We start from the raw sequence: 10,930 nt of genomic DNA on the forward strand, positions 1-10,930 counted from the left end.
ATATCCCCCATCCCCATGAATATACTTTAGTTACAACCCAAGAAGAAACGACGTTGTCGTCTTCTAAAGACGATAACCGTTTCTCGAGAAATATAAGGATAATGTATAGGGTAAAACCTATACTTTCTTATATTTTCAAAACATCCTCACAAAGTGAGGCTTTGCAAAAGGTTCCCTCGATTAACATTTATATTCCATGGGAGGTGGTCATCCTGTCGCATTCATCTGGTCCCTTTTCCTTTGTAGTCTCAAAAGAAGACTGGTCCCTTCATCGCAAAGGCCATCAGGATCAGGAGCGTCATCAACAAAAGGTCAGAGAAGCTATTAAGGATAATTTGCCGGATCTCGTGACCGAAGAAAATATTATTTTGTCAGGCGGTAAGCAGATTGTTAAGGTTCCGATTCGCAGTCTGGATGAGTACCGAATTATTTATAACTTTCGTAAGCAAAAGCATGTAGGACAGGGCGACGGGGAAAGTCAGGTCGGCGATGTACTTGGGCGGGATTCACAGTCAGCACAGCCCGGCAAGGGGGAAAAAGCAGGCGATCAACCTGGTCAAGACACCGTGGAAGCAGAGGTCAATCTGGAGGATCTGGAGGACATCTTGTTTCAGGATATGGAGTTGCCACATCTGAAGCCCAAGAATAAGGAAGAGATTGAGGTTAAATCCATCATCTTCAACGATATCCGTAAAAAAGGCATGATGTCCAACATCGATAAGAAACGTACCCTGCTGGAGAATCTTCGGCGTAATGCAAGCAGAGGAAATCCCGGCATTCACAGCATAAGTCCTGATGATCTGCGCTACAAAACATGGGATGACATTCGAACGCCTCACTCCAATGCGGTCATTATTGCGATGATGGATACGTCAGGTTCGATGGGATCTTTTGAAAAATACTGCGCCCGCAGCTTCTTCTTCTGGATGACCCGTTTTCTGCGCCGCCAGCATGAGAAGGTAGAGATTGTCTTTCTCGCCCACCATACGGAGGCCAAAGAGGTCAGCGAGCATGATTTCTTCACTCGTGGCGAGAGTGGGGGAACCATCTGTTCCTCAGCCTATCAAAAAGCGATTGAGATTATCGATAGCCGATACCCGCCAGCGCAGTACAACATTTATCCGTTTCACTTCTCTGATGGCGATAACCTCACCTCCGACAACGAACGTTGTGTGAAGCTAATTGGAGAATTGCTAAAACGAAGCAATATGTTTGGTTACGGGGAAGTGAATCAGTACAACCGCAGCAGCACACTAATGTCCGCTTATCGTCATCTGAAGCACGAGCAATTCATGCATTATGTCATTAAAGACAAAAAAGAAGTGTACCAGGCGCTAAAGACCTTCTTCAGTCAAAAGGGTACTGTAACTTCATAATCACCTATACATGAGTATCCCATCAGTCATTTCATGACTTTTGGGATACTCATATTTGGGGGATTCCTCTACCCAGCTTGGGGGCTCCAAGGTTCGGAGCTATCGGATAGAAACCCATATAAACAGCCTCCACATCCCAGTGCTTGGGAGGGGAGGTTGTTTATATAAAGGAGCTCTAATCAACTGTCTGAAGCCGTCTCACAGTACCTTTGTTATCGCTTCTTCAGTGTGCTGCACCCACTACAATCTAATGAGCCTTTTCCCTATCCTTGCCTTTGTCAGACTCACCGGCATTTCTATTCGCTGTATCCCGGTCCTGCATCATCTCTTCCACCGTTTTCACCTTCAGGCGAGCAGCGCCTTCATTATTAGTCTTCGTTGGAATCAGATTTCCTGTGGCTAAGCGCTCCTTCGCTTGTGCAATGGCCTCGCTGTATTGTGGCAGCCACTGCTCCCCAGCTACGAGCATCTCATCGACCATCTGCCAGATTTCTTTCGGGTTACATACGGCACCCACGAGCGGATCCATCATAAAGGCTTGACGCAGCAGCTTGTCATCGCCATGCACCGCGGCTTCGACGGCTAGACGCTGCACTGAGATACTAACGTTGCACACCGCTGCGAGACCAAGCGGTAATTCTCCCACAAGCGGCATCGATATCCCGTTCCGGTCCACATACCCCGGTGCTTCGATGATCGCATCATCCGGCAAATTAGAGATCACACCATTGTTCACAGTGTTAAAGTGACCTCTGTACACTCTGCCCGTTTCCAATCCTTCAATAATAAAAGAGCCATGCTCTTCTCCACGATTCTCCACCGTATACTCCAGTGCCGGGTCCTTCATCCAATTCGGAAAATCCGTTTCGAACCAATTCCGCCCTTCAGTGCAGACACGTAGATATCCGCCAGTCTCTCCGTTAATCCAGCTTCCTAGGTCGATCCAATCCATAATTTCATCGCTCCGTTTACGGTACCATGGCACATATTCACTTAGGTGACCATTGGATTCAGTACTGTAATATCCAAACCGGCGCAGCATGTCGATCCGAACTTTTTCTGTGCGACTGAATTCTGGATGATTCTCAAAAGCTTCTAAAAGACCTTCGGTCAAATCCTTTCCCTGATGACTCGCTGAAATATACCAGGTCTGGTGATTGATACCCGCACAGATAATATCGACTTCTGACTTCTTCAGCCCATACACATCTGCAATTTGCCCATGCCCATGCTGCACTCCATGACACAGACCAATCGTCCGTACACCGCCGTATTTGTTGCAAGCCCAAGTCAGCATAGCCATAGGATTCGAATAGTTAAGCAGGAGTACATCCGGCGCAGCCATCTCCCTAATATCACGGCAAATATTCAGCATTTCCGCAATCCCGCGCTGACCATACATAATGCCTCCTGCACAAAGGGTATCCCCTACGCACTGATCAACGCCGTATTTCAAAGGAATATCCACATCTGTAGCAAATGCTTCCAGCCCACCCATACGAATAGTACAAAATACGTACTTGGCATCCTTCAGGGCTTCTCTTCGATCTGTCGTTGCCTGGATTTGAATATTTAATCCATTCTCTCTAATATCACGTTGGCACAATTCGGTAACCATCTCCAGGTTGTGACTATTAATATCCATAAACGAGACTTCAATATGATTAAATTCCGGCACGGTTAGTAAGTCCCGCAACAATCCACGGGTAAATCCAATGCTGCCTGCCCCTATAAAAGACACTTTAAATGACATCCTTATCATCCTCCGGTAATGAATTGATTGTTCCTGTCCATTGTAGCAGGGGCGCAAGGGAAAGCGTAACCAATATCATGACCTCTTTTGAAGGAAGGTGTCAAAAATCCTAACTTGTCTATTGAACATCCATCTCTTCATAACTCCAAGCATGACGCTCAATGGAATTACGATATTCTACGGGTGTGCAGTGAGTATATTTCTTGAAGAGGAGATGAAAATATTGTCTGCTACTAATTCCTACATAATCGGCAATTTCAGCAATCGGAATATCACTTTGCCCCAGCAGCATCTTCGCTTTCTCCATTCGCAGCATATTCAAATAATCACTGAGTGTCCTACCTGTATGTGACTTAAAAATACGATGCAGATATCCGGGATGCAGATTGACCGCGGCAGCGATATCCTTAACCTGAATACTCTGGTCGTAATTCTGATGCAGTAATTCGATACTACGCCGCACATAGAGCTGTGACGGCTGTTGACTGGCATGAAGCTGATCCTGTCGCAAGCTAGATAATCGAAGCAGAAGCTCACAAAACAATAAGTCGACCATACTTCCACCTTTCCCGCCACTTTGATCAAGCTCCAGTACAAGTCCTTTTAGAACATGATAAATTTCCTCCGGATCAGGCATGACTAGACTGGAAAAGGGAACCTTTAACCATTCAGCAAGTGCCGCTTCTTTCCGAGCGAGCTTGCCGATAGATGGAGCAACCCCTGTATATTCCGTAAATCCAAACTCCACATTCAGCATTCTACAGGGTGCCCCATCCTCGACAATCAGTCTGTGCGGAACATTCGCATCAAGGATGATCAATTCTCCCCGCTTTAATCTAAATCTCTCTTCTTGCCCCGCTCTCGGGTGAACATCCACGACACAGCTCCCTGAGATCAAATACATAATTTCGGTTGAATTATGCTGATGGTAGGACATATAGTAATTGTTCCATTGTTTATAATAGTAAGCAAAAAAATGAGGACTATAATCCCCTTCAATTAATGCCTGCTGAAAAAGACTCCCACTAAGACTTAGATGCAAATTTGTCAATCGATCACTCTTTTCTACTATTAAAATGTTAATCTAAGTGTATCTCCCAAACTCCTTCTAAGACAAGAAGAACGCCTTAAAGTCATTAAGTTAAAAAAACGAGCAAAACTCCAATACATAGGAGAGTTGCTCGTTTTATTGTTTTTACTAATAAGATTTAATTCTCATACTTGAAAAGAAACCATAGATTGCTTAAGATCTGCTGCTAAGCTCTCTAGCTTTTGAGATAAAGCAACAAGCTCCTCACTTACAGTAAACTGCTGTGAGGACATCGAAGCTACCTCCTCTGTCGAAGCCGTTGTCTGCTGCACTATGGCACTGACACTCGCCATGGATTCGCCTAATTGACGCTGAAACGCTATCAGTTCATGAATAGAAGATGAGGATTCATTAATATGTCCCATGAAGTGTTCCATTTCCTCTTTCACACTGGAAAATATCGTCGATGACTCCCGTACGGAAGAAATCTGTTCACGAAACTTTGGAGCGGTCTCATTGATATCCTTAACGGTGTTCTCAATGTGTAGACCAATCTCTTCTGTAATCTTGGAAACCGATTGAATCGACTCATTCGATTGGTTAGCGAGCTGTCTGATTTCATCCGCAATCACTATAAAACCTCTGCCTGCCGCACCCGCTCTTACCGCTTCTATAGTGGCATTTAGTGCCAAGATATTGGTCTGCTTATTCACGGCTATCATAGGACTAAGAATACTGCGAATTAAATGTGTACTCTCTCTAAGCTTATTGGAGTTTTCTTGTATCCGATTGAACATCTCCACCGTAGATTCACTCTGCTCTACTAGCAGCTTCATCAGCTCTGTCCCCTGATCACTAACCTCGATAACCCGCTCCGCAGAAGCGTCCATTACTGTATTCAATTCAGTTACTTGGCTCATTTTACTGCCAATGATTTCGACATTATGATGGCTTCTTTCTGCTTCAGCAGCAAGGCTGGCGGCTCCAAGTGCAATCTCACCCGTAGCGGACGCGACCTCTCTGGCATGAAGTGAGGTTGTACCTGATGCTTTAACTAATTGTTCCGAGGTACCCAGCACTTCATCCGCTGACATCTCACTCTGGCTTGCCAGAAGAGAAATTTGCTCCATCATTTTGTTGAAGCTATGCCCAAGTCGGCCAATCTCATCCTTACCCTTAAAATTCGTTCGTACACGAAGATTCCCTTGCTCGCCACTTTCCATTAAAGTCGCCAGCTTACCCAGAGGACGTCCAACCAAACGAACCAGAATATAACCAATTAACAGGGCTATCACGGCAGCTGCCAGCACCACAGAGAACGTGATATACAGAAGCTTGTCCGCCGACTTCGTAAAATCACTGACCGGTGCATATCCCATGAGTGTCCACTTCGCAGTCTTTAAAGGCTGATACACGACAAGCTGCGGACTTCCGTTCTCATCGGCCGCTGTAAATGAATGTTTCTTCTCTACATCTTGCTCATCTGTTACTTTTATGTAAGAGGGTTGACCCAGTTTAGCATGATCCGCACCATAAACTATGTTACCTTCTGTGCTCAAAATTCGAATCTCACCCGTAATTCCAATCTGAAGATTAGACAACATTTCGGTCATGGCCTTGCCTTTAACTTCAATCAGCATGTAATACTCCGCTTCAGGATGTACAAGATTGCGAAGCAATCTCCCCATAGTTAAAGACGGCTCAGTATAAGCATCAAAGAAGCCCTTCTCACGAACCGGAAACCAAACTGGCTCTCCTTTGGCATCTGCAATTTGTTTCAGTCTTTCAGCAATACCTTCATCACTACGAAGGCCACTAATGCCAGTAGATTTATATGATTCCGTTTCTTCCAAGCTCTTAGATACCAGTCTGACGCCATACATCCGCTCATCTGATCCTTTAACTAAGTCTAGCTTTCTACGAATCCGATCTTCTGCGGAAACTTTGGCTACCGTTGTAAGTTCTCCACTATTTATGTTTTCCAAATCACCTTTTAATGCGGAGTCGAGGGCAAATTGTCTCGAAAGTGCTTCATATTCACTTAGAACAATATCCAGCTTGTCCGCTGCTTGAACTACAGACTGCGAGGAGGCCGCGGCAACCTCATCTGTAATGATATCTTTGGCAGCATAATATGAAGTCAATCCTAGTACAGAGGATAAGAGCACTATGGAGCTAAATAGAATAACGAACAGTTTTATTCCAACGGATCTAAATTGTAGAGTCCATAGCTTTTTCATTATGTTCACTCCCTATGATGGAATAAGGGTACAGCCTTGCATTTCTGTACAAAGGCTGTACCCTGTTCATTCTTTAGTATAAAGAAGCGAATTCGTTTACCCCTTACTAGCTCCTGCAGTCAATCCATCAACAAGCAGACGTTGCAAGAATACAAACAAAATCATAATTGGAATAGAGATCAGAACAGCACCGGCAGAGAACAAAGTAAAGTTAGTATTTTGGTTCGAGTTAACCATATCCCACATTCCGACTGCGACGGTCCAGTTCTCCTTCGTCCGTAAAATAAGTCTGGCGAAAATAAAATCCACCCAAGGACCGACAAATTGAGTCAGCGCCATGTAAGTGATCATAGGGCGTGACAAGGGAAGAATGACTCGCATAAATATCCCGAAATTGCTCGCCCCGTCTATTCGAGCCGCCTCATCTAAAGAACGAGGAATCGTATCGAGGAAGCCTTTCGCGATAAATGTTCCCCCGAGCGGCGCCCCAGCCGCATAAACGATAATCAAGGCAATATGTGTATCCAGCAAATTAAACTCCTTAAGGAGCATATAAATAGCAATCATACTCATAAAACCAGGGAACATACCAAGAATCAGAACGGTCGATAACGCTGTTTTACGCGCTTTAAACCGGAATCTGGATACAGCGTAACTGGTTAACAAGGTAAGAACTACACCGATAAGCATGGAGAATACGGCTATCTTCAATGTATTCGCATACCAAGTTCCAAACATATAGCTCGGGGATGTGAACAATTCTCTGTAGTGATCGAAGGTGAATTGCTCAGGGATAAACGTTTTACTGTACAGTGATTTACCAGGTCGGAAGGAAGCAAATAAAATCCAGAGGGCCGGATAGAGGGCCGCTATCGACAAAGCAATCAAGATGATGTAGCTACCACTTAAGCGAATAAAGTTCGCGATCTTTCTGCTCATTGGATCATATCCTCCTCTTTGAATGATTTCGTCCGGCGGTAATTGTACAGGGAGAATGATGCAACAATGATAAAGATAATAATCCCTATTGCCGAAGCCATATTGTTTTTATTCTGATCAAGTGTTAATTTGTATAGCCAGGTTACTAGCAAGTCCGTGGAACCGGCATATTGATAATCACCATTTACAGGACTACCACCTGTTAATAGGAAGATCGCATTAAAGTTGTTAATGTTACCTGCGAACTGCGTAATTAAAGTAGGCGCGGTGGAGAACAAGACCATCGGTAACGTAACAATACGGAACTTCTGATAACCTGTTGCTCCATCCACCTCAGCTGCTTCATACATATCCCGAGGAATTGTAGTCAGCACGCCCATAATAAGTAACATCGAGACTGGAATACCAACCCACATGTTAACAATAATTACGGTAACCTTAGCCCAGAATGGATCTGTCAGCCATGGCAATCCACCCATTCCAAAATATCCGAGGTATTGGTTGATAGGGCCGAATTGACCGTTAAATAAATTGCGCATGAGCAGCAAAGAGATTAACTGCGGTACTGCGTAAGGCACAATCAGAATAACTCTCCACATTCCTTTGAAACGAATACCCTTTTGGCTCACCAGTAAGGCTACCAATAGTCCTCCGAAATATGTAGTAATCGTTGAAAGAACTGCCCATATAATCGTCCACGTTAATACGCCATAAAAAGTGTGACTCCAGGTTTTGAGAACTAATAAATTACGGAAGGTCTGAAATCCAACCCAGTCCACCAATTTAGCGGGTGGAAGATGATCAGGTGCGGAATAGTTCGTAAACGCTAGCAGGATCATGAAGATGATTGGCATGATCGTAAAGAACAGAACACCAATACCTGGCAAGACCAGGAACGTCTGAGCGAACTTATAATCTAGTATATAGCGAACACTTTGTTTAAAGGTGTTTGCCTGAAGACCGTTATCGCGTTTCTCTCCAGTCTTATAAGCATCTTTAATGTTCAAATACCAAGCGAGGATTATGATGATAAGCATTAGAATGGTGATCAAACTTTGAATCAAAATATAGATCGAGTGATCCCCAGCTACCATCTTAGCGATGCCTTTTACTTTTACCAAACGGCTAGGGTTCTCTCCTAGTGTGACAAAACCCCATAAAGCCGTAGCAAGATTCTGAATAAAATAATAAACAGCGGCGGCTTCTACAACTAAAAACATGATTCCTTTGATGAATTGGCGGTTATATATTTGTCCCAATCCCATGAAAATCGTCGACAGTACTGCGGCCCTCGTGCGATGTCGCTGCATTTCGCTTCCGTTCTCCTCTCCGAGTGAAAATAAGAAGCTGCCCTCCGCTAAACATGCGACGGGCAGCTTGATTCACTGTATGCTGTTAAGACTGTGATTTATGATCCTTATTGCGATGAACTGTTGTTCAAATCCTTGATTTGTTGAACGGCTTTGTCCATTGCTGCTTTTGGATCCACATTTTTATCCCAAATTTCTGGAAGCGCTGCATTCACAGGGCTCCAAACGTTACCCATTTCAGGGATAGAAGGCATTGGTTGGGAACTCTTAGCTTGTGCTGCAATAGCGGATACGAATGGATCGTTAACAATTTGTGGATCAAGAAGCGCTTCGTTGTTTGTAGGAACAGAACCGATCGTTTTGTTCAATAGCAATTGAGCGTCTTTGCTTGATGCAAAATGAGCGTACAATTTAGCAGCATTCGGATATTGAGTAAACGAGTTAACTGCGAAAATTTTGATACCAGAGAATGTGATAGCTGTTTTGCCATTCACTGTAGGGATCGGTGCGATACCAAGGTTATCTCCAAGAGCGGCTTTGTATCCTCCAAGCTCCCAAGGACCTGTGATATCCATCGCTACATCACCTGAGGTGAACAAGCTGCGTTTGATATCAGCGTTGATATCTCCGCTCTTAATTGGCAATGCTTCTTTCATTTTCACGAATTCTTTAAGTCCTGCAACAGCTCCGTCATTAGCAAGTCCGATATCGTCTTTATCTGTACCGTCCTTACCAAACAGATATCCACCATCGGAAGCGATAAACATGTAGTTGAAGTACAAGTTTCCTACTTCCCACATAATTCCGTATCTGTTCTTGGATTTATCTGTGAATGTTTTGCTGAATGCAAGAACATCGTCGAAAGACTTAGGTGCTTCTTTAACGAGTGATTTATTGTAGAACAATGCATAAGTTTCTGCCGCTCTTGGGTAGCCATACAATTCGCCATCGTACGAAGATCCGATAATTGAAGCTTCAGTATTGCTAGCTTTTGTTTCTTCACCGAAGACATCGTTAGGAAGAACCAAGCTCGCACTTGCCGCTTTACCTAAGTTGTCGTGAGGAATAAGAATAACGTCTGCTGCTAATCCTGAAGGACCATCTTGCGTAAGTTTTGTTACTTGATCTGGTGGTGCCAACTCTTCAATCTTGACTGGAACGTTATATTTTGCTGTGAACTGCTTAGCAATTTCGTCTGCGAATGGTCTTTCTTCCTTACTTTCCCATACAACTAGAGTCGCTCCGTCTTCAGGTACAATCTCATCTGTCGCTGCTGCATCTGTGCCCTCTGGCGCTGCAGTCTCTGTAGTGTTATTAGCAGCATTAGTAGCTTTTGCTGCATTGTTTCCCCCGGCATTCCCATTGTTGTTCGAACCACACGCTGTAACGGACAGTGCCATAGAGACAGCAGCGGTGATAACCATCACTTTTTTCAACTTCATTACTTTAACCCCTCCCAATTTTAAAAAAGAATAAGATGGTAAAATAGTAGAACCAGAAACTTGCGCAAACGATTTCAGAAAAGCTAAAAAAAAAGTTATTCTTTTAGCTCGCTCCTTCTTGAGGTGCAATTCACAGTGCAAGAAAGCGCTTCATTCATGAATACATCATACAACAGTATCGTTTGTTTTTAAAAACGTTTGCACATACCATATTTGACCATTTTCCATTAATTGATAAAGACTATAGGCATTTATCTCCATTTTTCACATGATATCTTTTAATTAATCGATAATTCATGTGTTTAAAAATGGAATTGTTATTTTATTTGCCCCTCATATCCCACAAATTCACTTTTCCTATAGATTTACAATTATCTGAGCGTAGAAACGCGCATATACTTAAGTGAAAATTTGTGCAATGGTTTGAACAAGAGTATTGAAAGCCCTTTTATTCCATGCTATAATCCAAATCGTTAAGAGGCACTCCAACATGAATCAACGCATCTATTGTCTGCCTCCTGTTTTATATAACTAAAAGGCAATGTTACTTATGAAAGGTACAACCTCGGACAAGCTACTTCGCGGCGGTTGTGCCTCTTTGTTATGTGCAAGATTGCCTCATCATTTGCGCATGTTGCATAAAAAACTGTGCAACCAATAACAATAGCGACATTCTAACCTCCACGCGCTGTGGTCAATGGCTCGGAAAAGTATCGCTCACAAAACTTAAGCGTATGCTTTCGAGGTAGTTTTGCCGAAGCTGGTCAGGGAAGTATCGCTTACAAAACTAAGCGTATGCTTTCGAAGTAGTTTTGCCGAAGCTGGTCAGGGAAGTATCGC

General features: G+C 43.7%; 7 protein-coding genes. 1 reads left to right on the forward strand and 6 read right to left on the reverse strand.

From position 1 onward, the window contains the following. The first annotated feature begins 212 nt into the window (after window positions 1-212). On the forward strand, window positions 213-1,376 hold the full coding sequence (gene yhbH, locus M2444_RS28210; RefSeq protein WP_280788657.1) for a sporulation protein YhbH: 1,164 nt from the start codon (window positions 213-215) through the stop codon (window positions 1,374-1,376). A gap of 247 nt (window positions 1,377-1,623) precedes the next feature. Here yhbH and melA read toward each other — a convergent pair whose 3' ends face one another. From melA to M2444_RS28240, 6 genes are all read right to left on the reverse strand, one after another. Continuing rightward, window positions 1,624-3,129, reverse strand: coding sequence for an alpha-glucosidase/alpha-galactosidase (gene melA, locus M2444_RS28215; RefSeq protein ID WP_280788650.1), 1,506 nt, complete (start codon window positions 3,127-3,129; stop codon window positions 1,624-1,626). Window positions 3,130-3,247: 118 nt separating this feature from the next. After that, window positions 3,248-4,180, reverse strand: a complete 933-nt coding sequence (locus M2444_RS28220; RefSeq protein ID WP_481857542.1) for an AraC family transcriptional regulator — start codon at window positions 4,178-4,180, stop codon at window positions 3,248-3,250. Window positions 4,181-4,344: 164 nt separating this feature from the next. Further along, entirely contained in the window at window positions 4,345-6,399 is a 2,055-nt protein-coding gene (locus M2444_RS28225) for a methyl-accepting chemotaxis protein (RefSeq protein ID WP_280788651.1), read from the reverse strand. A gap of 96 nt (window positions 6,400-6,495) precedes the next feature. Beyond that, complete coding sequence (locus M2444_RS28230; protein ID WP_042186333.1) at window positions 6,496-7,338, reverse strand: sugar ABC transporter permease; 843 nt, start codon at window positions 7,336-7,338, stop codon at window positions 6,496-6,498. Beyond that, the gene (locus tag M2444_RS28235) at window positions 7,335-8,648 is read right to left on the reverse strand and encodes a sugar ABC transporter permease (RefSeq protein WP_094876180.1); all 1,314 of its coding nucleotides are present in this window, start codon (window positions 8,646-8,648) and stop codon (window positions 7,335-7,337) included. The genes M2444_RS28230 and M2444_RS28235 overlap by 4 nt, the downstream gene beginning before the upstream one ends. A 107-nt stretch (window positions 8,649-8,755) precedes the next feature. Next, window positions 8,756-10,090 carry a sugar ABC transporter substrate-binding protein gene (locus M2444_RS28240; protein WP_280788652.1) on the reverse strand — a complete coding sequence of 445 codons (1,335 nt, stop codon included), beginning with the start codon at window positions 10,088-10,090 and terminating at the stop codon, window positions 8,756-8,758. Window positions 10,091-10,930 lie beyond the last annotated feature (840 nt).

This window comes from Paenibacillus sp. PastF-3, assembly GCF_029893135.1.
In the GTDB taxonomy this organism is placed as follows: Bacteria; Bacillota; Bacilli; order Paenibacillales; family Paenibacillaceae; genus Paenibacillus_AQ; species Paenibacillus_AQ nitricinens.

Coding starts and splice junctions, on each gene's coding strand:
- melA (WP_280788650.1), bottom strand. CDS start 3,129: ATGTCATTTAAAGTGTCTTTTATAGGGGCAGGCAGCATTGGATTTACC.
- M2444_RS28225 (WP_280788651.1), bottom strand. CDS start 6,399: ATGAAAAAGCTATGGACTCTACAATTTAGATCCGTTGGAATAAAACTG.
- M2444_RS28230 (WP_042186333.1), bottom strand. CDS start 7,338: ATGAGCAGAAAGATCGCGAACTTTATTCGCTTAAGTGGTAGCTACATC.
- M2444_RS28235 (WP_094876180.1), bottom strand. CDS start 8,648: ATGCAGCGACATCGCACGAGGGCCGCAGTACTGTCGACGATTTTCATG.
- M2444_RS28240 (WP_280788652.1), bottom strand. CDS start 10,090: ATGAAGTTGAAAAAAGTGATGGTTATCACCGCTGCTGTCTCTATGGCA.